Source organism: Streptomyces sp. SirexAA-E (genome assembly GCF_000177195.2).
Taxonomy (GTDB): Bacteria; Actinomycetota; Actinomycetes; order Streptomycetales; family Streptomycetaceae; genus Streptomyces; species Streptomyces flavovirens.
This window is the reverse complement of sequence record NC_015953.1, coordinates 2,457,259-2,478,740: the sequence shown is the minus strand read 5'-3', so window position 1 is coordinate 2,478,740 and position 21,482 is coordinate 2,457,259. Positions and strand designations below refer to the sequence as shown.

At 73.5% G+C, this 21,482-nt stretch carries 19 protein-coding genes; 7 read left to right on the top strand and 12 right to left on the bottom strand.

Going from position 1 to position 21,482, the window contains the following annotated elements; all coding sequences use genetic code 11:
- Window positions 1-88: 88 nt before the first annotated feature.
- The 3 genes from SACTE_RS10945 to SACTE_RS10935 all read right to left on the bottom strand — a co-directional run bounded on the left by SACTE_RS10945 (window position 89) and on the right by SACTE_RS10935 (window position 6,529).
- On the bottom strand, window positions 89-3,007 hold the full coding sequence (locus SACTE_RS10945) for an AAA family ATPase (protein WP_014046098.1): 2,919 nt from the start codon (window positions 3,005-3,007) through the stop codon (window positions 89-91).
- 79 nt (window positions 3,008-3,086) lie between these two features.
- A complete protein-coding gene (locus tag SACTE_RS10940; protein WP_014046097.1) occupies window positions 3,087-3,284 on the bottom strand; it encodes a hypothetical protein in 198 nt (65 codons plus the stop codon).
- Window positions 3,285-3,295: 11 nt separating this feature from the next.
- A complete protein-coding gene (locus SACTE_RS10935) occupies window positions 3,296-6,529 on the bottom strand; it encodes a type 2 lanthipeptide synthetase LanM family protein (RefSeq protein WP_078492615.1) in 3,234 nt (1,077 codons plus the stop codon).
- 288 nt (window positions 6,530-6,817) lie between these two features.
- Here SACTE_RS10935 and SACTE_RS10930 point away from each other — a divergent pair, with 288 nt between their 5' ends.
- Complete coding sequence (locus tag SACTE_RS10930) at window positions 6,818-7,396, top strand: snapalysin family zinc-dependent metalloprotease (RefSeq protein ID WP_014046095.1); 579 nt, start codon at window positions 6,818-6,820, stop codon at window positions 7,394-7,396.
- Between the two features lie 321 nt (window positions 7,397-7,717).
- Here the strand turns inward: SACTE_RS10930 and SACTE_RS10925 are convergent, their stop codons facing one another.
- Window positions 7,718-8,782, bottom strand: a complete 1,065-nt coding sequence (locus SACTE_RS10925; RefSeq protein WP_014046094.1) for a LacI family DNA-binding transcriptional regulator — start codon at window positions 8,780-8,782, stop codon at window positions 7,718-7,720.
- Window positions 8,783-8,893: 111 nt separating this feature from the next.
- On the opposite strand from SACTE_RS10925, the gene SACTE_RS10920 reads away from it, so the two are divergent.
- From SACTE_RS10920 to SACTE_RS10910, 3 genes are read left to right on the top strand one after another with little or no spacing between them, the layout of a single operon-like run.
- Window positions 8,894-10,045 (top strand): Gfo/Idh/MocA family oxidoreductase, encoded by a 1,152-nt coding sequence (locus SACTE_RS10920; RefSeq protein ID WP_014046093.1) that lies wholly within the window; start codon window positions 8,894-8,896, stop codon window positions 10,043-10,045.
- Between the two features lie 37 nt (window positions 10,046-10,082).
- The gene (locus SACTE_RS10915; RefSeq protein WP_014046092.1) at window positions 10,083-11,225 is read left to right on the top strand and encodes a dihydrodipicolinate synthase family protein; all 1,143 of its coding nucleotides are present in this window, start codon (window positions 10,083-10,085) and stop codon (window positions 11,223-11,225) included.
- The gene (locus tag SACTE_RS10910) at window positions 11,222-12,055 is read left to right on the top strand and encodes a sugar phosphate isomerase/epimerase family protein (RefSeq protein WP_014046091.1); all 834 of its coding nucleotides are present in this window, start codon (window positions 11,222-11,224) and stop codon (window positions 12,053-12,055) included. Before SACTE_RS10915 ends, SACTE_RS10910 begins: the two co-directional genes overlap by 4 nt.
- 452 nt (window positions 12,056-12,507) lie before the next feature.
- On the opposite strand, the gene SACTE_RS10905 is transcribed toward SACTE_RS10910, so the two are convergent.
- Window positions 12,508-13,245, bottom strand: coding sequence for a class I SAM-dependent methyltransferase (locus SACTE_RS10905; RefSeq protein ID WP_014046090.1), 738 nt, complete (start codon window positions 13,243-13,245; stop codon window positions 12,508-12,510).
- Between the two features lie 333 nt (window positions 13,246-13,578).
- Between SACTE_RS10905 and SACTE_RS10900 the strand changes: the two genes are divergently transcribed.
- From SACTE_RS10900 to SACTE_RS10890, 3 genes are all read left to right on the top strand, one after another.
- Entirely contained in the window at window positions 13,579-14,106 is a 528-nt protein-coding gene (locus tag SACTE_RS10900) for an ImmA/IrrE family metallo-endopeptidase (RefSeq protein ID WP_014046089.1), read from the top strand.
- 224 nt (window positions 14,107-14,330) lie between these two features.
- A complete protein-coding gene (locus SACTE_RS34245; RefSeq protein WP_014046088.1) occupies window positions 14,331-14,636 on the top strand; it encodes a hypothetical protein in 306 nt (101 codons plus the stop codon).
- A gap of 37 nt (window positions 14,637-14,673) precedes the next feature.
- Entirely contained in the window at window positions 14,674-14,946 is a 273-nt protein-coding gene (locus tag SACTE_RS10890) for a hypothetical protein (protein WP_014046087.1), read from the top strand.
- Between the two features lie 200 nt (window positions 14,947-15,146).
- Here the strand turns inward: SACTE_RS10890 and SACTE_RS10885 are convergent, their stop codons facing one another.
- From SACTE_RS10885 to SACTE_RS10855, 7 genes are all read right to left on the bottom strand, one after another.
- Window positions 15,147-15,527 (bottom strand): VOC family protein, encoded by a 381-nt coding sequence (locus SACTE_RS10885; protein ID WP_014046086.1) that lies wholly within the window; start codon window positions 15,525-15,527, stop codon window positions 15,147-15,149.
- A 239-nt stretch (window positions 15,528-15,766) separates the two neighbouring features.
- Window positions 15,767-16,543, bottom strand: coding sequence for a class I SAM-dependent methyltransferase (locus SACTE_RS10880; protein WP_014046085.1), 777 nt, complete (start codon window positions 16,541-16,543; stop codon window positions 15,767-15,769).
- A 167-nt stretch (window positions 16,544-16,710) separates the two neighbouring features.
- Entirely contained in the window at window positions 16,711-17,736 is a 1,026-nt protein-coding gene (locus SACTE_RS10875; protein WP_014046084.1) for a hypothetical protein, read from the bottom strand.
- Between the two features lie 128 nt (window positions 17,737-17,864).
- Window positions 17,865-18,200, bottom strand: coding sequence for a hypothetical protein (locus tag SACTE_RS10870; RefSeq protein ID WP_014046083.1), 336 nt, complete (start codon window positions 18,198-18,200; stop codon window positions 17,865-17,867).
- A gap of 234 nt (window positions 18,201-18,434) precedes the next feature.
- Window positions 18,435-19,223 carry a phosphodiesterase gene (locus SACTE_RS10865; protein WP_014046082.1) on the bottom strand — a complete coding sequence of 263 codons (789 nt, stop codon included), beginning with the start codon at window positions 19,221-19,223 and terminating at the stop codon, window positions 18,435-18,437.
- Window positions 19,220-20,197, bottom strand: coding sequence for a DMT family transporter (locus SACTE_RS10860; protein WP_014046081.1), 978 nt, complete (start codon window positions 20,195-20,197; stop codon window positions 19,220-19,222). Before SACTE_RS10860 ends, SACTE_RS10865 begins: the two co-directional genes overlap by 4 nt.
- Window positions 20,187-21,449 carry an ATP-grasp domain-containing protein gene (locus tag SACTE_RS10855; protein WP_014046080.1) on the bottom strand — a complete coding sequence of 421 codons (1,263 nt, stop codon included), beginning with the start codon at window positions 21,447-21,449 and terminating at the stop codon, window positions 20,187-20,189. The genes SACTE_RS10860 and SACTE_RS10855 overlap by 11 nt, the downstream gene beginning before the upstream one ends.
- Window positions 21,450-21,482: the final 33 nt, after the last annotated feature.

The following is a 21,482-nucleotide window of genomic DNA, read 5'->3' as shown; positions in this document are numbered from 1 at the left end:
CGCATCTTCCGGGCGGCGCACCCGACCTCCACCGCCCCGTGCCCCCATGTTGCCGGGGTGCGCCCCCACCAGGGCGGGGCCCGTGGCCTCAGGCGTGGTCGACGAGGCACTCCGCGGCGAACTCGCACAGTGCCGCCCGGTTCGCCCGGCCCGTCTTGCTGAGCAGGCTGGCCAGGTGCTTCTCCACCGTGCGGGGCGAGATGGACAGCCGGCGGGCTATCTGCTGGTTGCCCGGGCGCTCGGCCAGCAGGACGAACACCTCGTACTCCCGGGGGGTCACCCCGTGGGTGCGCAGCGGCGAAGGGATCCGGTCCCGGCCGTCGCGGTGCTGCGTCACGCTCACGCCGGCCTGCCGCAGGGCCGCCCGGCAGGCCGCCGCCACCGGCTGCACCCCGGCGTCGTAGAAGAACTCCTCGGCGCCGCGCAGCCACGACACCGGCTCCCCCCACCCGTCGGCGAGGGCCGCGTCCGCGACCAGTCGCAGACCGAGGTGGCGGGCCACCGGGAAGACCGCGGACCGGATGTCGAAGGCCGCCATCCGCCGTTCGGCAGCGGCCCCTTGGCCCTCCCGGCCCAGCAGCACCGCCTCCGCCAGGTCCAGGAACTGCCGGTTCCAGGCGAGCGCGGCCCCGGGGGCCGCCGCCACCGCCTCGTACTCCGCCCGGCCCGCCTCGCCCGCGAGTACCCGCAGCAGGGGGCGCAGCCCGTGCCGGCCGCTCAGGTAGTAGTAGCTCGGGTGAGCGCGTTCCCAGGCGAGCACGGCCTCCAGCTCCGCCCGCGCGCGGTCCCGGTCCTCCTCCAGCAGCGCCCCGATGGCCCCGCAGAAGCCCAGCCGCAGCGGCACCAGAGGCGACTGCTCGCCGCCCGCCCGGCGGAACGCGGTGAGCCACCGCTCGGCCTCCCGCCGGCGCCCCCGGTGGACGGCCGTGGTCGCCCCGGCCAGCAGGAGGTAGCGGTGCGCGGCCAGGTTGCCGATACGGGCGCTCACCTCCACCGACCGTTCGACGACCTCCGCCGCCTCCTCCCAGCGGGCACACATGACCGCGTTCATCGCGAGCAGGGCGTCGACCGTCTGGGCCAGCAGCAGCGAACCCAGCTCCGCAGCCGCCTCCCGCGCCGAACGCAACCGGGCGGCGTCGCCCGTCCGCATGAAGCCGTTGGCCCCCAGCCGCACCAGGGCCTCCACCCGCCACAGCGGCAGGCCGTGCTCGGTGGCCAGGGTCAGCATCCGCTCCAGGCACATGTCGGCCGCGTCGAACCCCTCCTCCCGGCGGAGCAGCGCCAACAACTGCCAGGCCTGACAGGCCACCACCGGCAGTCCCTCGGCCTCGGCGGTACGTGCCGCGTCGAGGGCCGCCCGCTCGACCGCCTTCCGATCGCCGCGCCCCTCCTCTCCCGGGAGCAACGAGAGATGGCCGTCGACCACCGCGAGCGACGCGCACCGCGCGGGGGAGGGCGACGGGCCGATCAGCTCGCGTGCGGCGCCGATCTGGCCAGCGGTGTCGGCGGCCCGCTCCGCCATCACCGCCACCCAGGCGATCTTGATGTGGGCGTCACCACGCCGGGCAGCGGCCTGTGACCGGGCGGGGACGGGCGGCAGCGCGCCGACCAGGGCCAGGGCGCCGTCCAGGTCCCCGCTCTCGGCCCTGGCCACCGCCAGCGACTCGGCGACCGCGGACCGGTCGGCGTCGGCGGCCAGTGAGTGGGCCCGCTCCAGCAGCACCACGGCCGAACCGTGCGACCCCGCTCCGAGCATCCGCCGTCCCGCCTCGGCGAACCGCACAGCCGCGCCCGCGCGGTTGCCCGCCGCGAGTTCCAGCGACGCCAGCAACTGGCGCCGGTCCTCCTCCAGCGGGACACCGGAGTTCTCGACGGCCGTGGCGGCGCGGCGGGCCAGTGCGGCGCGCTCGGCCGGCGCGACCGTGGAGATCAGGGCCTCCGCGGTGAGGGTGTGCCGGAACGTGTAGCGGTCGGGGGCCGCGCCGTCGGGTGCGATCACGCCCATCTCGACGGCGGACCGCAGATGGGTGAACAGGGCCCGGTCCTCCATACCGGTGACCGTCTGGAGCACCGGCACGGAGAACTGGCTGCCCAGGGTGGCCGCCGTCAGCAGCAGGTCCCGCACCGGTTCGTCCAGCCGGTCGAGCCTGCGGGCCCAGCCCCGAAGGACGCGGGAGGGGAGCCCGCCGTCCGGCAGATCGGCAGCCTCCCAGCCGTTCTCGGTGCGTCTGAGCCGGCCGGTGTCGAGCAGGTCGGCCAGCAGCACCTCGATCAGGTACGGGCTCCCCTCGGCCCTCTCCACCAGCCTTCGCAGGACCACCGGCGGTAACTGCTCGGGTGGCGCCTCCAGACAGGCGGCGACGAGCGCCCGCGCCTCGTCGTCCCCGAGCGCGCCCAACTCCCGTACCACCGCCGTGCGGCGCTGCTCGGCGGAGCGTGCGAGGTCCAGCGCGGTGACGGGGTCGGGGCGCAGGGTGCCGAGCAGCAGGACCGGCAGGTCCGCCAGGTTGTCCACGAGGTACTCGACGACCGCGAGGGTCTCCGTGTCGCAGTCGTGCAGATCCTCCAGGAGGAGCACGCATCCGGTCTCGCGGCCCAGCAGGGACAGCAGCCGCAGCAGAGCCTCGGCGAGCTCGACCACGGTCTCCGTCCAGCCGGACGCCGTACCGTTTCTCCACTCGGGCACCAGGCGGGACAACGCCGGGTGGTACGGGACCAGTTCGGGGTCGGTGGGGATCCCCGCCGCCCGGAAGTGCGAGGACAGGGCCTCCACCAGCGGGCGGAAGGGTACGACCAGCCCGGTCGACCCGGCCCGCCCGCGCAGCACCGGCATGCCCAACCCGTAGGCGCGGTAGGCGCATTCACCCACCAGCCGGGACTTGCCGATGCCCGCCTCGCCGAGGAGGAACAGCGCGCGCCCCGAACGCCGCCGCGCGGCGTCCAGGGCGCTGTCCAGCTGGCCGATCTCCTCGTCTCTGCCGATGGTGACCGGTGAAGTCGCTGCCATGGGCGCAGGCTACTGGAGCCGTGCCGGGCGCGGCAGTAGGCGTGGTCGCCACCGGACGGACGCGCTGTCGGGCCAGGGATCAGAACGGGCCCGTGAAGGTGGTCACCGGCAGTTCGGGTCCGTATCCGGCGTCGCCGTCCGCCATGCTCAGGAGGCGGCCGCGCTGCCCCAGCGCCCCGCCGGAGCGGAGCGTCACACGGCCCGCCGGGTGTTCGGCCGCTCCCTCGCCCGCCGCGGTGGAGTCCGTGTACCGGGCCGATTCGCTGATCTGCGTCATCTCTGCCTCACTTACTGGTCGGTGGTCGACAACTCAGGGGTGCGGTGGTCCGCACCGGGGGAGTGGCGCATGAGCAGGGCGGAGCCGATCCGGTCGGGAAAACCCGCCCGCAGCAGCCCGTGCCCGATTCCTGACAGGCCGGTGAGCAGCCCGGGGTGCGGTACGTGTCCGGGCGTCCCGCAGTGCGGCTGCGCCCGGTCGGCGGCGGCCAGCAGGGTGCCGGTCCGGCGCAGCCAGTGGGGGCGGGCCTGGGGCAGGGCGCCGTGGCCCAGCAGCTCCAGGACACCCAGTTCGCCGTGGCAGAGGCTGTCGTCGGCGAGCGGGCCGGTCTCGGCCAGCTCGCCGGTCCGGCCCGCCAGCCAGCCGGACAGCTCGGGATCGGCCAGGGCGTCGGGGCTGTCGGCGAGCGCGAGTGCGATGCCCGTCGTGCCCTCGCACCACGCCTGGCCCTCGTGGGCGCCGCGTACCGCGCGCCGCAGGGCGCTCAGCCCCGCCTCGCGGTAGCGCGGACCGCCGCCCGCGCCGGCGTACCGCAGGAGCGCCCAGCCGATGCCCGCCGCCCCGTCCGCGAAGCCTCCGGCCGCCGGCAGCGGTGCCGCGGCGATCCGCTCCGCACAGCGTTCGGCGCCCCGCCACGCCTCCGCCCGGCCGGTGGTCCGGTGCACCGCGAGCAGCGACACCAGCCCGCCCGCCGCCCCGCCGCGCACCCCGTACCCGTCCTCGGCCGAACTCGCCGCGCAGCTCAGCCTGGTGGCCGGTCCCGCCCAGTCCAGCACCTGCGGGTCGTCGAGCAGCGTCCCCGCCTCGGCCAGGGCGTACGCGATACCGCCGAGGCCCGCGAAGGCGCCGGAACCGAGCGGACCGAGGTCGTCCACCCGCTGGTGCAGGGCGTCCAGCAGTCCGGGCACCGGCGACAGGGCCGCACGGGCGGTGTCGGCGTACCGCGACTCCCCTGTCAGTGAAGCCAGTTGGGCGAGGAAGAGCGCAGGGCCGGTGTAGCCGCACGCCAGGTCCGCCGCCATCGGTGTGAGCCGCCAGTAGCGTTCGCCGAGCAGCTCCAGGCCGATCCAGTTGGTGCGGCCCGCGTCGTGGTAGGCGAGCGAGACGAGCTGGTCGCCCACCGACCGCGCGGCGGAGAGCAGCCGCTCCGGTTCGGGTGCGGCGGCCGCCACCCGGGCCCGGCCGCCGGTGACCGCGCGGTGCGGGGGCTCGGTGGACGTACTGGCCATGGCGGTCCGGATGATCCGTTCCTGGTCCTGCCGGTCGACCGTGTCCAGGGCCCGGACCTTGGCCTCGACCCGCTCCAGCCCGGTGGCTCCCGCGGGGCCCGGCACCGCGCGCCCGGTGCCGCTCCACAGGTCCGTGGTGTCCGGCCGGGTGGTGAACACGGGCACATCGCCCCGCCACAGCTCCGCGATCTCCTCGTCCTCCAGCCCCGGCAGCGCGGACGGGCCCAGGGCGCCGGTGCGCAGCAGTGCGAACACCCGCTGCCGTTCGGTGGCGTCCCGCATCAGGTCGGGGTGGGTCGACTCGTGCAGCAACGTGGCGTACGCCCAGGTCGGACGGGGTACGAAGCGGACCTCGTCCCGGGAGAAGAGCCGCAACAGGCCGTTTTCACCCAGCAGTTCGTCACGGGCGTCGCTGACGGCGGTGTACGCCGCGCGGAATCCCTCGCAGAGCGCGTCGGTGAACGCGGACGGGTCGGTCCGCACCCCGTCGAGCCGGGGCCGGTTGGCCGACTCGGTGAAGCGGCCCGCCGTACGCACCAGGTGCATGGTGTCGGTCCCGGCCGCCGCCCAGCCGGCGCCCTCGACGGGCGACGAGGCCGCCCGGCCCCCGCCGACGGCGGACACGTCCAGCGCGCTCGTGTCCCCGACCAGCAGCTGCGGCAGCAGCCCGACCCGGTGGACCGAGGCGTGCAGGGCGCGGGCGGCCGGGTCGGTGAACCCCGTCGGGGCCAGCGGCGGATGGAAGAGCGTCTCCACGTCCACCAGGACGGGGTGCGGCCCCCGGGCGATCAGGTTCTCGTGGTGCAGGTCGGTGCCGTCCAGGACGTGCAGCAGCGCCAGCAGCGCGCCCAGGCGCCGGTAGAAGAGGGCGGTCTCCTCCACCGAGCGGCAGGGCCCGTCCTCGACGAACTCGGCCCAGCCGTACGCCCCCCGGTCGAGCACCCGTGGCGTCAGCAGATCAGGGCTGCCGGCAAGGGAGTTGAACCAGTCGACCAGCGTGGTGTAGTGCCGGTGCGCGGCGAGCGGGCGCGGCTTGTAGACCAGGCGGGTACCGTCGGCGAACCGCAGCAGCATCACCGACCGGCCCCCGCGATGACTGTCACCGGCACCCGGAACGACACCGGTCAGGGCCTCGGGCCCGCAGCCGCCGGGCGTTCCCCCGCTGCCGAGCACTCCGGAGGAGGCCAACGGCTCCCGGTCGGCCGCGAGTCTGCCGAGCATCTCCGCGAAGGCGTCGGCGGCGTCCAGCGCGGTCTGGGCCAGCACCCTGGCGAGCACGGGGTACCGGGTGGCCAGCGAGCCGAGCCGGGACCGGCTCCCGGCGAGCCGCAGGAAGTCCCGGAACCGCTCCCGCGTCCCGTCCCCGGCCAGCCGTCCCCCGGTCCGCGCCTCGTGCAGCTCCAGGACGAGCGTCCGCGCCGCGAGCCGCGCCAGGCGCCCGGCCACGTCCTGCCGGAAGCCGTCCAGCACGGCGGCGGGGCAGGGTCCGGCGCCGCGTCCGGACGGCGCGTGCGCCACCCGCTCGGCGGCCCGGTCCGCGAACGGCGCCACGACCAGCTCGAAGCCGGTCAGCCCCGGGTAGTCCCGGTCCGCGACCGGGACGTCGGCGGGCGCGGCCGGTGCGGCGGCCACGGCCTCCCGGACGAACACGGCCCAGTCCGGCTCACGTACGGGCGGCTGCCCGACGACACCGGGCAGCCACCACGGCCCGCCGCGCTCACGGGCGGCGAGGAGGGACGCGGTGCCGAGCGCCCGGTCGTGGGTTTCGGCTCCGGCGTCGGGGCCGTACGCCGGCAAGGTGCCGGGATGCTCGTGCGCCGGGGCGCCGAGTGCGGGGCCGACGGCCGTACCGCCGGGGGCCGCGGAGGCGCGGGGCACGCCGGGCGGTGTCGTCCCGTCGATCGCATCGGTCTCCGCCACCGCATCCACCTCCCCGGCCACGAAAGGCCCCGGCGGCCTTCTCGGACCCCATCCTGCGGGGGAGGGGCGGGCGGCACATGGGGGAGTGGCCCCCATCTTTCCGGGGGCGGGCCGTGGGCGGTGGGGGTAGCGGGCCCGGAGGCGCCGTCAGGGTCGGCGAGCTTCCGGCCGTCGTGGGCTCGCGGGGTATCTCGTCCGACGGGTGCGGGGTCTGTTTCCGGCCTCATTTTATGTCAGGTGCATGATCAAGGCGGGATCGCGGCACAGATCCGTCCGGGAGGAGCGCAAACGGCCGTCGGAGTCCTTCGGGCCCCGCGAACCGCCGGCCCTCTCCCTCGTTCGGCTCCGCGCGGAGCCGAGCCTCCCGTGGACGAAAGGACAGCGATGCTGGATTCCAGATGGTTCAAGGCGGCCGGTGTCACCGCGGCGATGACCCTGGCCACGGTCACGGCGGCGCACGCCGTTCCCGCGCCGGAACCGGCGGCGGAGAGCTCGGCAGCCGCGGTGACGCTCCGCTACGACGACAGCCGCGCCGTCGGCTGGGAGGCGGCGATCGCCGCCGGGGTCGCCTCGTGGAACGCGAACGTCAGCAACGTCAAGCTCGTCGAGGCCGCGCCCGGTACCCGCGCCGAGATACAGATCGTCGCCACCAGCGGCTGGCCGCAGGCCACACTCGGCCCGGTCCGTCCCGGCGGGCAGGCGAGGGTGGAACTGGGCAGCCAGGCGGTCGCAGAGGGCCACGACAAGACGCGTATCGCCGCCCATGAGCTCGGCCACAGTCTGGGCCTGCCGGACACCAAGCCCGGCCCGTGCTCCCAGTTGATGTCGGGATCCAGTGCGGGGACCAGCTGCACGAACGCGGTGCCGAACGCGGCCGAGCGCTCCCGCGTCCAGTCCGCCTACGCGGGCGGCCTCGTGTCCCGCGCCCCGGCCGACGGACGTGTGCTGGTGGACGCGCCGTAACCGGTCGCGCGACGAGAGGGGGGCACCGGGCGCCGAGGAGTCCGCGACGTGCCGGGTGGTACCGGGCGGTCGACACGCCTCGGCCCCGCCGGCCGGTCACCGTGGTGGGCCTTCGTCGCTGCGGCCCGCGACGAAGGTCGGTCGCGGGCCGCAGGGCGGTGCGGCGGCGCCGAGGGTGCCGCCGCGCCTACAGTGCCGGGCAGGGGGACACGAGGATCGGGATGCGGTCCACGCCCTGACCGGGCGGTACGCCCTCGATGCCCCGGCAGGCCGGGCGCCTGGCCCGATCGGGGCAGCCGCCACGCTTCTCCGCCCGTCCCGTCAGCCCCGCGGGGCCGCCGTCGACCCGCGTGCCATCAGCTCCGCGTCGATCGTCGCGATGCCCCCGGCCGGCGCCTTCTCCTTGCCCACCGCCAGCCGGCCCGCCCGCGCCCCCGCCTCCGCCAGCGGCAGCCGTACGGTCGTCAGGGCCGGCATCGCGTCCACCGAGAACGGCAGGTCGTCGAAGCCCGCCACCGAGACGTCCTCGGGGATACGGAGTCCGTGGTCCCGGACCGCCGCGCAGGCTCCCAGGGCCACCGTGTCGTTCGCGGCGACCACCGCCGTCACCTCGCCCTCGCGGGCCAGGAGTTCGCGCGTGGCGTCGTATCCGGAGCGCCGGTCGTAGGGGCCGTGGACGGTGAGGCTCTCCTCGTCGCCGTGCAGCCCCGCCGCCTTCATCGCCTCGCGGTGGCCTTCCAGACGGTGCCGGGTCGTGGTGCGTTCCAGCGGGCCCGCGACGTAGCCGATGTGCCGGTGGCCCAGTTCCAGCAGGTGTTCCGTGAGCCGGCGGGCGCCGCCCCGGTTGTCGAAGGCCAGTGAGGCGGTGACGGCGTCCGAGTCGGGCAGCGGGGGCCGCCCGCAGAAGACGATCCGGGTGCCCGCGTCCGCGAGCTTCGCCAGCTTCACGGCCATGGCCGCCTGGTGGGAGGGGTCCTCCAGCGCGCCGCCGGTGAGGACCACCGCGGCGGCACGCTGGCGCTGGAGCAGGGTGAGATAGGTCAGTTCACGCTCCGGGGAGCCGCCGGTGTTGCAGACGACGGCCAGCTTCTCGCCGCCCGCGCGGCCCGATCCGTCGCCCGGCCCGCCGATCTGGCTCTGCGCCGCGCCCGCCATGATCCCGAAGAACGGGTCGGCGATGTCGTTGACCAGGATCCCGACCAGGTCGGACGTCGCGGCCGCCAACGAGCTGGCCGGACCGTTGAGTACGTAGTCCAGCTCGTCCACCGCGCGCAGCACCCGGTCCCGGGTGGACGTGGCCACCGGGTAGTTGCCGTTCAGTACGCGGGACACGGTGGCCGGGGAGACCCGGGCGCGGGCCGCCACGTCCGCAAGCGTGACTGTCATCGCTCTCCTCCGGGGGAGTCGTGGAGCGGCCCCTCTTGTCCGGGTCGCTGTCGCAGGCTAGCGTCATACCGCATAGAAAGCGCTTGCTACCGCTGTATGGAGGGAACTTTCGTGACACGCAGGACAGTGCGCATCGCCATGAACGGCGTCACGGGACGCATGGGATACCGGCAGCACCTGGTGCGCTCGATCCTCGCGATCAGGGAGCAGGGCGGCCTCGACCTCGGTGACGGCGAGGTGCTGTGGCCGGAGCCCGTGCTCGTCGGCCGCCGTGCGCACGCGCTCCGGGCCCTCGCCGAGCAGCACGGCCTGACCGAGTGGTCCACCGACCTGGACGCGGTCCTCGCCGACGAGTCGATCGACATCTACTTCGACGCCCAGGTCACCTCGGCCCGCGTCGAGGCGATCAAGAAGGCGATCGCGGCCGGCAAGCACGTCTACACCGAGAAGCCCACCGCCACCGACGTCGAGGGCGCCCTCGAACTGGCCCGGCTGGCCCGCGACGCCGGGATCAAGCACGGCGTCGTCCAGGACAAGATCTTCCTGCCGGGCCTGCTGAAGCTGAAGCGCCTCATCGACGGCGGCTTCTTCGGCGAGATCCTCTCCGTACGCGGCGAGTTCGGCTACTGGGTCTTCGAGGGCGACTGGCAGGAGGCCCAGCGGCCGTCCTGGAACTACCGCGCGGAGGACGGCGGCGGCATCGTCGTCGACATGTTCCCGCACTGGGAGTACGTCCTGCACGAGCTGTTCGGCAAGGTCACCACCGTCTCGGCGCACGTCCGGACGCACATCCCGCAGCGCTGGGACGAGCACGGCAAGCCCTACGCCGCCACCGCCGACGACGCCGCCTACGGCACCTTCCAGCTGGCCGGCGGCGCCGTCGCCCAGATCAACTCCTCCTGGGCGGTCCGCGTCAACCGCGACGAGCTCGTCGAGTTCCAGGTCGACGGCACCCACGGCTCCGCCGTCGCGGGCCTGCGCAACTGCCGGGTCCAGCACCGCTCCGCCACCCCCAAGCCGGTCTGGAACCCCGATCTGCCGGTCACCGAGTCCTTCCGCGACCAGTGGCAGGAGGTCCCCGACAACGCCGTCTTCGACAACGGCTTCAAGGCCCAGTGGGAGCTGTTCCTGCGCCACGTCGTCCTCGACGAGCCCTACACCTGGGACCTGATGGCGGGCGCCCGTGGTGTCCAGCTCGCCGAGCTCGGCCTGAGGTCCGCCGCCGAGGGCCGCCGCTTCGACGTCCCGGAGCTGTCCCTGTGACCGGCCGGACCACCCCCGGAGCGACGGAGCCGACCCCATGACCATCCACCTCCCGCAGGGCCCGTACGAGCCGCGCACCACCCCGCTCGACCTCGCCCCGAACGGTGCCGCGCTCGCCTCCCGCACCGTCTTCTCGGCCGCCCACGTCGTCGCCGACCCGTACGCCGACGCCGGACCCGACGACCCGGCCGCCGTCGACTGGGACGCCACCCTCGCCTTCCGCCGCCACCTCTGGTCGCACGGGCTGGGCGTCGCCGAGGCCATGGACACCGCGCAGCGCGGCATGGGCCTGGACTGGGCCGGTGCCGCCGAGCTGATCCGCCGCTCCGCCGCCGAGGCGAAGGCGGTCGGCGGCCGGATCGCCTGCGGCGTCGGCACCGACCAGCTCACCGGCCCCGCGACGCTCGCCGAGGTGCGCGCGGCCTACGAGGAGCAGCTCGCCGTCGTCGAGGAGAGCGGCGCCCAGGCCATCCTGATGGCCTCCCGCGCGCTGGCCGCCGCGGCCGACGGCCCCGAGGACTACCTGGAGACCTACGCCCACCTCCTGCGCCAGGCCACCGAACCCGTCGTCCTGCACTGGCTCGGGCCGATGTTCGACCCCGCGCTGGAGGGCTACTGGGGCTCCGCCGACCTGGACGCCGCCACCGACACCTTCCTCGAGGTCATCGCGGAACACCCGGACAAGGTCGACGGCATCAAGATGTCGCTCCTGGACGCCGCCCGCGAGATCGATGTCCGCCGCCGCCTCCCGAGCGGGGTCCGCTGCTACACCGGCGACGACTTCAACTACCCCGAGCTGATCGCCGGCGACGACCGGGGCTTCAGCCACGCCCTGCTGGGCATCTTCGACCCGCTGGGCCCGCTGGCCGCCCACGCCGTACGCGTCCTGGACACCGGGGACACCGAGGGCTTCCGCGCCCTGCTCGACCCCACGGTCGAGCTGTCCCGGCACCTCTTCCGGGCGCCGACCCGCTACTACAAGACGGGCGTGGTCCTCCTCGCCTGGCTGGCGGGCCACCAGGACCACTTCACGATGGTCGGCGGCCTCCAGTCCGCCCGCCCGCTGCCCCACCTGGCCAAGGCGTACGAACTGGCCGACCGGCTCGGCCTGTTCCCCGACCCCGAGCTGGCCGAGGCCCGGATGCGCGCGCTGCTGTCCGTCCATGGAGGCACCCGATGAGCCCCGAACTCTCCCGTCTGTCGGTCAACCAGGAGACCGTCAGGCAGCTCTCCCTGCCCGAACTCGCCGAGAGCTGCGCCAAGGCGGGCGTCGGCCAGGTCGGCCTGTGGCGCGCCCCCGTGCGGGAGTACGGGATCGAGCGCGCCGGCAAGCTGATGAAGGACGCCGGGCTCACCGTCACGAGCCTCTGCCGGGGCGGCTTCCTCACCGCGACCGGCCCTGCCGAGCGGGCCCGCGCCCTGGAGGACAACCGGGCGGCGGTCGACGAGGCGGCGGGCGTGGGCACCGACACCCTGGTCCTGGTCTCCGGCGGGCTCCCGCCCGGCGACAAGGACCTGCACGGCGCCCGCGAGCGCATCGCAGACGCCCTCGCCGAACTCGCCCCGTACGCGGGGGAACGGGGTGTACGGCTCGCGATCGAGCCGCTGCACCCGATGTTCGCGTCGGACCGCTGCGTGGTCTCCACCCTGTCCCAGGCCCTGGACCTCGCGGAGCGCTTCCCGGCCGAGCAGGTCGGCGTGGTCGTGGACGCGTACCACATCTGGTGGGACGACCAGGTGCCCGCGCAGATCGCACGGGCGGGCGCGGGTGGCCGGATCCACTCCTTCCAGCTGGCGGACTGGATCACCCCGCTCCCGGCGGGCGTGCTCGTGGGCCGGGGGCAACTGGGCGACGGAAGCGTGGACTTCCGCTCCCTTCGGCGGCACGTCGAGGCGACCGGGTTCGACGGTCCGATCGAGGTCGAGATCTTCAACGAGGACCTGTGGGCGCGTGACGGTGCCGAGGTGGTCGCCGAAGTCGCCGCCCGCTACCTCGAACACGCCTGCTGAGGGGCCTTCACCACCCCGTTGGTAAAGAGAACGTAAAGGCGTGCAACCTTTCCGTACCCTCCCCGGTCGTATTCGGCGTCGGGGCTTCCGGGGAGGGGTCCGGGGGGAACGGGAAGACCCGGCGGAGGGGGAAAGCGAGGGGGGTCCGGCCTTATGGCCGGGCCCCATTCGGCTTTCCGGGACCTGCCGTGCCGGTCCGGTCGTTCAGGCGTCCGGAGCGTCGAAGACGCGGCGGGCCGCCCCAGATGCGGCCGAGGTGCCGGTGGGGCCGGTCGCCCGTCACGCCGACGGTTCCGCGCGGCCCCTGGCCCGACCCACTCAGGGCGTACCCGACCTTCGGCACCACCGTCACCTTCGACGACGTGGTGAAGCCGAGCGTGTAGGACGTCCCGGAGCACCTGGCCGAGGTGGAGGCCACCGAGGTCTCGACCGAACGCGTCCCGCCCCGCGACTCAGGGCCGGTCCGGCCGCCGGAACAGCGCCGACCACAGGAACTCCTCACCGAACCACGGGGAGTCGGCCGGCTCGTCCCGCATCCGGCGCAGCTCCACCTCCTCCAGCCCCGCGAAGATGCGGCGCAGGGACTTAGGCGTGTAGGCGAGCCCGCCGTGCAGCTCGGCTGTGCCGTAGAGCTCGGCGTCGGGCAGCTCGGACCCCATCGCGCCGGAGGCGAAACAGTTGAGGGCCAGGTGCCCGCCGGGGGCGAGGACGCGGTCCACGAGAGCGAGGTAGCTGACGCGCCGGTGCGGCGGCAGGTGGTGGAAGCAGCCGGAGTCGTGGACGAGGTCGTACGGCCCGGCCGGCGCGCCCTCACCCTCGGCGAAGGCGTCGCCGCACCGGAAGCGGATGTCCGCCCCCGCCTCCCGGGCACGCTCCTCGGCCCACGCGACGGCCCCCGGCGACAGATCGACGGCGTCCACCGTGAAGCCGAGCGAGGCGAGATACAGGCTGTTGCGCCCCGGCCCGCAGCCGAGATCCAGGGCGCGGCCCGGGGCGACCAGGCCCCGTCGGACGTAGGACACGAGGTTCTCGTCCGGCTTCGCCACGAAGAACGGCACCGGCCTCGACCGGTCCTCGTAGAACCCGTCCCACCATGCGCCCGCCCCGCTGGTCCACCGGTCGGCCTCCGGCGCGAACAGGCCGTCCATGAGCCGCAGCACATCCTCGACCGAGCGCACATTCCGGTCCATCCGGAACCCCCTTTCCGATGCCTGGACTCTAGCCGCAGAGCTCGCGTATGCCCAGGTCAGGAGGGGTGCGGGTGGCTCTCCAGGGGGCGCGGTGGAGGCCCCGGGGCACGGTGCGCGCCGACTGCCTCCCGGCCGGTCGGGCACGCCCCGCACACGGCCTTTCCGGGGCGCCAACGGGGTGTTTCCGGCTCCCCTGAGCCCTGTTTTCCGCGTGGATCCCGGGCGCGGGGGGCGGCGCCGGGGGCACCTTCGGGGCGGGAGGTGTGCAAAAAGCACACACATGCATGCCGCGCGGAGCTGGACGGACGTGGGCGAGCGGATCGCCGAAGCACGTTGGAGGAAAGCGCGGACGAGGCATCCCGTGCGCGGTACCGACTGGACGCCCGCCTGGAGGAACACGCCCGCCACGCCGAGTGGCTGGTCGGCCACGGCTACCTCGTCCCCCCGGCATCCGATGTCCGCCTGCGGCGCACGCCGGACCTCGTCGACCCGGTCGCGTTGGCGGCTGCGGCTCGGCAGGTCGCGGGGTGCCCTTCGGGCCCTCTGGGGGCGCCGGCCGATGTCCTGGAGCGCTTCGGCCTGTATCCGACCGCGGTCGACGAGGCGGCCGAGGGCGCCTCACTCCTGCTCAAGGGTTACGGGGTGGCGGTGATCAGCGGTCAGGTCACGCCGGGGCGGCGCCGCTGGACGGCCGCGCACGAACTCGGGCACCACTTGATGCAGGACGAGTACCACAGCGATGCCGGCGTGGCGGCCGGCCGGGACGAGGGGGAACGGCTCATCGACCGGTTCGTCGAGGAGTTCCTGCTGCCCGAGGCCGACGTGCGGCGCGTCTGGTCGGACGGCGAACGAGACGGATAGGCACCCAGGACGACCATGATCGCCCTCTCGGCCTCGTACCGGATGTCGTGGAGCGCCGTCGTCAACAGAACACGTTCGATGAGCCCCAGGCGGTTACCGGGTTCGCTCCTCGTCTGGGACACCTCTCCTCTACTTCACGCCATCAAGGCGGGCATATCGAGACTCTGGGCGACATCGCCCGGAACCATCAGGGCCGTACCCGTAGAAACGTCACGACCCAGGCGGTGGTCAGCGAGATCAGCCACTTCCGTCTGCCACTGGCCGGAACAGAGTGGCTGGAGATCGTCCACGTCGACGACCTGACCGAACTGGAAGCACTGGTCGACCGGATGAACCGAGTATCCGGTGCGAAGTCGAATCACGGTGAAGCCACCGTCCTCGCCTGGGCCGAGGTGCACGGCGCGACGGAGGAGTGCCAAGACTGGGAGACGCTCTCTTTTCGAGGGCCTGCGACAGCCGGCAAGGCAGAGCCGCGCCACAGGCAACCAGATGGTCCGCGCCACGCGTCTCTCCTGTTCCCGGGCCCGTGACGGCGCCGGTACCCGCCTGACGCATGGGAGAACAGCCTTGGCACACGACGAACGCCACCGGTCCCACGAACACCCCCAGGCGCCGTGGTGGTGGGGTACCGGTCCGGTCGGGGCCGCTCTCCTCGTCGTCGTCGGGGTCGCCGGTGTGCTGTGGGCGTTCCTGGGGTCCGCCGAGGACGATCCGGTGGGCGGCTACGGGGCGAGCAAGGTCGTGGCCATCGGAGCCGTGCTCCTCGGCACAGCCGTGCTGGAGCGCTTCCGAAGCCGTCGTTCGCGCGCGCAGGGGACGGAGGACGGGCAGAACGGCTAGGGCTTGTTGCGAAAGTAGCGCCGTCCGCCCGGAGGGCGGGTCCGGCGGCGTCTGGTGCGTGCGATCGCAAGGCGGAGGGTCGCCCCGATACTGGATGTATCGGGGTGATCCCGGTAACGCCGCGAGGGTGCGTGCCAGGCGTCGCCGGACAGGCGGGACTTTTGACACAAGTCCTAGGGCGTGCCGGGGCTCAGAACCCGTCAGAGCGGGTTGAGGCGGGCCTTGAGCAGGCAGAATTCGTTGCCCTCGGGGTCGGCCAGGACGTGCCACTGCTCCTCGCCGGTCTGGCCGATGTCGGCCGGGCGCGCGCCGAGCTCCAGAAGGCGTTCGAGCTCGGCGTCCTGATCGCGGTCGGTGGCGTTGACGTCGATGTGCAGCCGGGTCTTCCCCGGCTCCGGCTCGTCCCTGCGGCTGAGGATGATCGTCGGCTGCGGGCCGCCGAACCCCTCGCGCGGGCCGATCTCGAAGCAGTCGTCCCCCTCGCGATCGAGCACGACGAAATCCAGGACCTCGCACCAGAACCGAGCCAGCACCTCGGGGTCGCGGCAACCGAGCACGAGCTCACTGATACGACATGCCATGGACGTGACCTGCTTTCAGCGGGGGACTGCGGGGACGGCCGTGGGCGGAGCTCCTGGGCTCAACGCACGGGAACACGCCGGTGACCGTATCGGGCAGGGCGAGCGGGTGCGAGAGGTTTTCGGGGCCCTCGCCTCGCCGTCAGGGTCGCTGGGCAGGGGGACAGGCGTGCACCCGATCACGCGTGGGAGGTCCCGAGGCCGACTGGTGTCCGGCCTCCCGTGCCGGGAGGCGGAGTCACCTACCCGCCGGCGCGGGCCACGAGCAGCGGCTGGAAGAAGCCCGTCTCCTGCGGCATCCGCCACTCGGGATCGACGAACCCGGCCTCGGCCGCGAGGGATGCCATCCGGTCCCGGCCGAGTGCCCAGTACGTGGTACGGCGGACCTGGGCGCGCCATTCCCCGTCCGCCGGGCGGAGTTGGAAGTGCTCCAGGTCGTAGTGCTCGCCGTCGTCGTGCCAGTGCCAGAGCTGGAAGGTGACGGTTCGCTCCTCGCCGTCGGCGCAGTCGACGTTCCCGTGGACCTGCGGAGGCGTCGAGGCCGGGCGGTCGCGCAGCAGGTCGTCGTAGTCGCGTGTGCTGACCAGCAGCAGGCCGCCGGGACGCAGCACACGTCGCATCTCGGTCAGGGCCGCGCGCACATCATGCTCGGTCAGCAGGTGAGGCAGCGAGTTGTCGGCGCAGACGACGGTGTCGAACCGGCCGTCAGGGAACGGGAGGCGTCGCATGTCGGCGGCGGCCGTGCGCAGGCTCAGGTTCCAGCGGGCGGCCTCGCGGGCAGCTCGGGCGGCGGCGCGGGGGCTGAGGTCGGTCCCGGTGACTCGGTGTCCGCGCAGTGCCAGGCCGATGGCCTGGGTGCCGATGCCGCAGGAACAGTCGAGGACCGCCACTCGCTCCTGGCCGATCAAGGCGTCCAACGAGTCTCCCTGCCGACGGATGCTCGTGTCCCAGTCCGTATAGATCAGGTGGTAGTCGTCGGCCAGTTCGTCGTAGAAGCGCGTCACCGAGGTCGCGGGCATGGCCGGAGATTACCGTGCCCGCTTTCCGGTGGCGCCGGTCGTCGTCGTGACCCGCACACGCCCTGACCGGCCGCACGGAGTCCGTCGGCCTCGTCTCCGCAGGGGAGGTCTTCGACGCTCCCGGCGTTCCGCGTGCCACGCCCCGTGGTCGATGCGCGGTAGGCGGGTCAGGGGGCCTTCATCAGGTCGCGGAGGCTGCCGACGAGCGCGTGGACGTCCCGTTCCGCGGGCGCCTCGGCGGGCCCGGCTCCGGCTGCTGGCGTGGTACTCGGCGAAGGAGTGCGGCAGGAGCGGCAGAGCCCGTCGGGCAGGGCTTCGGGCGGTCCGGGCACACCGTATTCGGTGCACTCCATCATGACGCGGTGAACTGACCTGCCGGGTGCGGGCGGTGTGGGCGCGGCCGGTAGCCGGGGCGGGATCTTGTCGGTGAGCCGACGCCGTACGAAGCCGACGGGCGTGCCGATCCGCGGCGGGAGTCCGGCCGTGAGGGCCTGGGTGAGGTAGTCCGGGTCCACGCCCCGGTCCAGCCACGCGCAGGCCAGCTCTTCGAGCGCCGCGCAGTCGGCGGCGGAGAGGGCGAGGCGGGGCTCGCCCCGGCCGAGTCGTGCGAGGGCGAGGTAGGCGGGTGAGGGGGCGGGGCGGCCGCCCTCGGTGGCGCTCCGCTGCTCAGGCACGACGGGCGACGAAGGCTGCGCGACGGGGGCCGGAGCCGGAGCCGGGGCCGCGTCGGCGTCCCGTGGCGGTGGGGGAGCGGCGGGCGATGCGGGTTCGGCGCACGGGGACACCTGAGGGTCGCCGTTCCGGGGGAAGGCGTCCCACCACTCGCTGTCGCGTGCCGTGCGGGTCCAGAAGGTGCGGGTGACCCAGCGGCTCTGACCGTCCTCGATCACCTGGCACCGCACCCGCCGCAGATGACCGGCCACTCCCAGGGCCCGCAGCGCGCTGCCGACGGCCATCTGCCCGTACAGCGGCAGCGCTTTGGCCAGCGACTTGACGTCCATGGCGCCACCGTCGGGGAGCCGGTCCACGTACCCGGCGACATACCGCTCCCGCTCGGGCAGCAGTGCGAAGTCACCGGCCTGGGCCGGGCGTTGGCCCGGGGCTGTGCGCTTGCCGTAGCCGGTGTGGGCTCGGGCGTACGGGCGCGAGGCTGGGGGTGTGCGCAGGGCGGCACCAAGGTTCTCGGTAGCCACGAGATCGGGGTCCGTTCGATCTTGAGGTGAGACTCCGGCCGGTGTTGTCAGCACCGCGTCCGGCATACGCGTACGCAGGCGCCTGCTGGGAGCCCTGCGTCACCGTGGTCGCGGGAGGCCCCGCCGCCTCACCACCGGTCGCCGACGCGGACCTTGTCCCAGCGGCTCTTGGAGATGCACAGCTCGTGCGCGTCGTCGTCCAGTTCGATCTGCCAGCACTCCGGCTTGCGGTGCGAGACGCGCTTGGTGCCGGTCTTCACCGTGCTGCACGACTTCTTGGACGTGCCGTTCTTCTTCGTCGTGGTGCACTGCCTCTTGGTGACCGGCTCGTTCGACCACGTCGTCTTGGCGGCCTTGTGTTCCTTCTCCGTGATCGTGCCGTGCACGTCGTCACTGCCGCAGGCGGTCAGGAGCAGTGCGGCGACGGGTATGGCGAGCAGGGCGGTGATCCGGCGGACAGGCATGGGTGACCCCTTACGGCACAGTGCGAAGGCCGGGCCGGACGGGGGGTTGGGCGACGGCGGTGGACAGCTCGCAGCATAGGGAAAGGGGGCCGATTCGCGCCAGAGGTGGGGCCGTTGCCGTACGAGGCGAGGAGCGGGCGGCCCCGGGGGCGACCCCGGGCAGGGGTGCCGGGCGGCCGGGCCGGGGTGCGCCGGGTGCGGGTCCGGCCGGAGGGCCCGCACCCGGCGCCGGGCTCACACCGCCCGGACGTGGCTCGTGAGCCGGCCCTCCTCGTAGAGGTGGAAGGCCAGCGCGGGCGGGGCGCCATGGGTCTTCCAGGAGGCGTCCGGGCCCTGCTCCCACGGCAGCAGCGCCGTCGAGGCGATGCCCGGGGCGCACAGCAGCGGGAGCCCCGCGAAGGAGGTCGCCGCCGCCGTGTGGGCGTGGCCGCAGAGCACGGCGACCACCTGTGCGTGGCGGGCCAGGACCTTCGCCAGGGCGTCCGGCTCGCGCAGCCCGATGCGGTCGATGTACGGGAGACCGAGCGGCACCGGCGGATGGTGGAGGGCGACGAAGGCCGGACGGTCGGGGGCGGCGGCGAGCGCGTCGTCCAGCCAGCTCAGCGTCGCCGCCTCCAGCAGGCCCTCGGGCCGGCCGGGGACCGAGGAGTCGCACATCAGCACCCGGACCCCGCCGACGTCCCGTACCTCGTTGACCGGGGCCGTGCCGCCACCGCCGTCGTCGCCACCGCCACTGCCACTGCCACCACCACCGCCGCCGAGCAGCACCTCGCGGTACGGGGCGCGGGAGTCGTGGTTGCCCGGGCACAGCAGCACCTCGTGGCGCTCGTACAGCGGGGCGAGGACCTCGCGGGCCTGGTGGTACTCCTCGGCGGTGCCCCGGTCGACGATGTCGCCGGTGATCAGCACGGCGTCCACCCTGCCGGGCAGCCCCGCCAGGTGGGCCACCGCGCGGTGGGCGCGCGCGGCGCTCTCCTCGGTTCCGTCCAGATGCGGATCGCTCAGGTGGGCGAGGACCGTCATGCCTTGGCCTCCGCCTGTGCCGTCACGTCCTGTCCGGGCTCGTCGGCGTCCCGCTTGCCCGCCCGCCAGCGGGCCCAGGTGCCCAGGCACATGGCAAGCGAGATCGCGAGGACGCCGTAGAGGGTGTCCTGCGACTGGTGCAGCCGCGGGTCGACGAACTGGACGATGTAGGTGATGACCAGGTTCGTCCCGAACAGCATCGAGACCGTGATCGGCTCGGTCCGCACGATGCCCTGCTGGAGCAGGTACAGCGAGATGATCACACCGACGAGGCTGATCGCGAGGATCGCGCCGACGTTGCCCAGGGAGTACGCGCCGAAGCTGCCCCGCACCACCAGGATGACGAACGTGGCGACGATCAGGACCACGAAGCGGGAGGCCATCATCTGCCGCACCGACATCCCCGCGTCGCCGAGGCGCTTCGTGTAGTACGTCACCCCCGACAGCGAGATGGTCGTCAGCACGCACATCACGATGCCGAAGACCAGCTTGCCGGTCGGCACGTCCCCGATGGCCGAATCGCCGCTGGAGGCCGTGACCACCAGGTACGCCATGGCGACGATCATCCCGCCGGCCGCGGCCAGTTCCAGCGGGAGCGCCTTCGTGCCGGGGCGGAGCTTGAAGCCGAGGACGATGGTGACGGCCGGGCCCAGCCCGATGATCACCGAGTTGGCCATGGCCGGTTCGAAGACGGTGAACGCGTAGAGCACCGCGATCCAGCACACCGCGGTGGAGACGTTGAGCATCACCACGTCGGGCAGGCAGCGTCTGATCACGTCCTTCAGCTGTCCTTTGTCGCGCAGGGTGAAGAAGTAGAAGGCCTGGGCCACGACGAAGGAGTTGAAGGCGATGAACTCCGGCGAGAGGTTCTGGACGAGGGCGCCCTCGAACACCGACTTGGTCGAGTTGATGACGCAGTAGCCCAGCACCAGCAGCGGGCCGGCGGCCAGGGCGAGGCGGCGGCTAGACGACATCGTAGAAGCCCTCGCCGTCCAGATGACGCGCCGTCATGTAGTCGTGCGTGACGATGCCCTCCACCTCGTGCAGGAGGTGCACGAGCATCGGATACGTGAGGTCGTTGACGGTGCGGGAGATCTCCTCGCCGGGCCGCACCTTCAACAGGACGTCGTGGAAGCTCTCCAGCGCGCGCAGCTCCGCCAGCTTCGGGAAGTCGACGAGCTTGCCCGCCTCCGGCGCGACCATGTTGACGCAGACCGCGTGCCGGGCGACCTCGTAGTCGGTGTGGCGGCGGGCCTCGAAGGCCTCCGGGTCCGTGTACGCAAGCACCGTCCACTCCAGCTGGCTCTCGCCGGTCGCCGCCCGGGTCAGCAGCGGGAGCATGGCGCCGCACACCCGGGCGCCGGTCTCGATCAGCCGGGGGCCCCGAGGGGTCAGCTTCACCTCGGTGTGGGCCGGGCCGTTGCGGATGCCGAGCGCGTCCAGCACGGAGAACGCGTACGGGGCCAGCAGGTCCTGCTCGGGGCCCCGGGGGACCATCAGCGACGAACCGCCGAGCAGGTCGCGCACCCCGTTGACCCCGAGGTGCTGGGTCTTCCACAGGTCGCAGACGTAGTGCTTGCCGTCCAGGCTCACCGTGTTGACGTAGTACTCGGCCCCCACCAGGTACTCCTGGGCGACCAAGGCGTCGTTGCGCAGCCCGAGCGCGCTGTCGGCGCCGACGAGCGCCTCGAAGGCGGCCCGTACCTCGCCCCGCGTCCCGCAGAAGGAGACCCCGTCGTTCAGCGCGCTGCGGACCGGCTTGAGGACCACGGTCCGGTCGTCCGGGCCGTACCAGTCCAGCAGGGTGTCCAGGTCGCCGGCCAGGATCTGGTCGGCGGCCGGCACCCCGGCGGCCTTGACGGTCTCCACCATGTGGAACTTGTCCCGCCGGGCGTTGCTGAGCGCGGTGCCGTTGGTCCGCAGCCCCAGCGCCTCGCTGAGCACGTCGGCCAGCTCGACACCGATCTCCGCGCCGGGCAGCAGCGCGACGGGGGCGTACGGGGCGAGGGCGGCCAGCGTCTCGGCCGTGTCGCCGCGGTGGACCACGGTGGAGAGGAAGTCACCGGCCCGGAAGGTCGCGCCGAAGACGGCGGGCGGCTGCTCCAGGCTCTGCACGTGCAGGCAGTCGTAGCCCCGCGCGTGGAAGAGCGGTGCGAGATGGCTGGCGGTGGAGTAGGCGTCGACTATCGCGACGACCGGGCGGCTGCCCTGAGGGGTACTGCTCACGCGAGGTCTTCCTTTGCTGGTGTGTGGGGGTGG

Bases quoted from the DNA above. Each gene is read 5' to 3' on its own strand.
- SACTE_RS10870 (WP_014046083.1), bottom strand. From the start codon at position 18,200: ATGCCTGTCCGCCGGATCACCGCCCTGCTCGCCATACCCGTCGCCGCA.
- SACTE_RS10865 (WP_014046082.1), bottom strand. From the start codon at position 19,223: ATGACGGTCCTCGCCCACCTGAGCGATCCGCATCTGGACGGAACCGAG.
- SACTE_RS10940 (WP_014046097.1), bottom strand. From the start codon at position 3,284: ATGACGCAGATCAGCGAATCGGCCCGGTACACGGACTCCACCGCGGCG.
- SACTE_RS10930 (WP_014046095.1), top strand. From the start codon at position 6,818: ATGCTGGATTCCAGATGGTTCAAGGCGGCCGGTGTCACCGCGGCGATG.
- SACTE_RS10885 (WP_014046086.1), bottom strand. From the start codon at position 15,527: ATGGCATGTCGTATCAGTGAGCTCGTGCTCGGTTGCCGCGACCCCGAG.
- SACTE_RS10880 (WP_014046085.1), bottom strand. From the start codon at position 16,543: ATGCCCGCGACCTCGGTGACGCGCTTCTACGACGAACTGGCCGACGAC.
- SACTE_RS10945 (WP_014046098.1), bottom strand. From the start codon at position 3,007: ATGGCAGCGACTTCACCGGTCACCATCGGCAGAGACGAGGAGATCGGC.
- SACTE_RS10910 (WP_014046091.1), top strand. From the start codon at position 11,222: ATGAGCCCCGAACTCTCCCGTCTGTCGGTCAACCAGGAGACCGTCAGG.
- SACTE_RS10905 (WP_014046090.1), bottom strand. From the start codon at position 13,245: ATGGACCGGAATGTGCGCTCGGTCGAGGATGTGCTGCGGCTCATGGAC.
- SACTE_RS10915 (WP_014046092.1), top strand. From the start codon at position 10,083: ATGACCATCCACCTCCCGCAGGGCCCGTACGAGCCGCGCACCACCCCG.
- SACTE_RS10925 (WP_014046094.1), bottom strand. From the start codon at position 8,782: ATGACAGTCACGCTTGCGGACGTGGCGGCCCGCGCCCGGGTCTCCCCG.
- SACTE_RS10860 (WP_014046081.1), bottom strand. From the start codon at position 20,197: ATGTCGTCTAGCCGCCGCCTCGCCCTGGCCGCCGGCCCGCTGCTGGTG.
- SACTE_RS10935 (WP_078492615.1), bottom strand. From the start codon at position 6,529: ATGGGGGCCACTCCCCCATGTGCCGCCCGCCCCTCCCCCGCAGGATGG.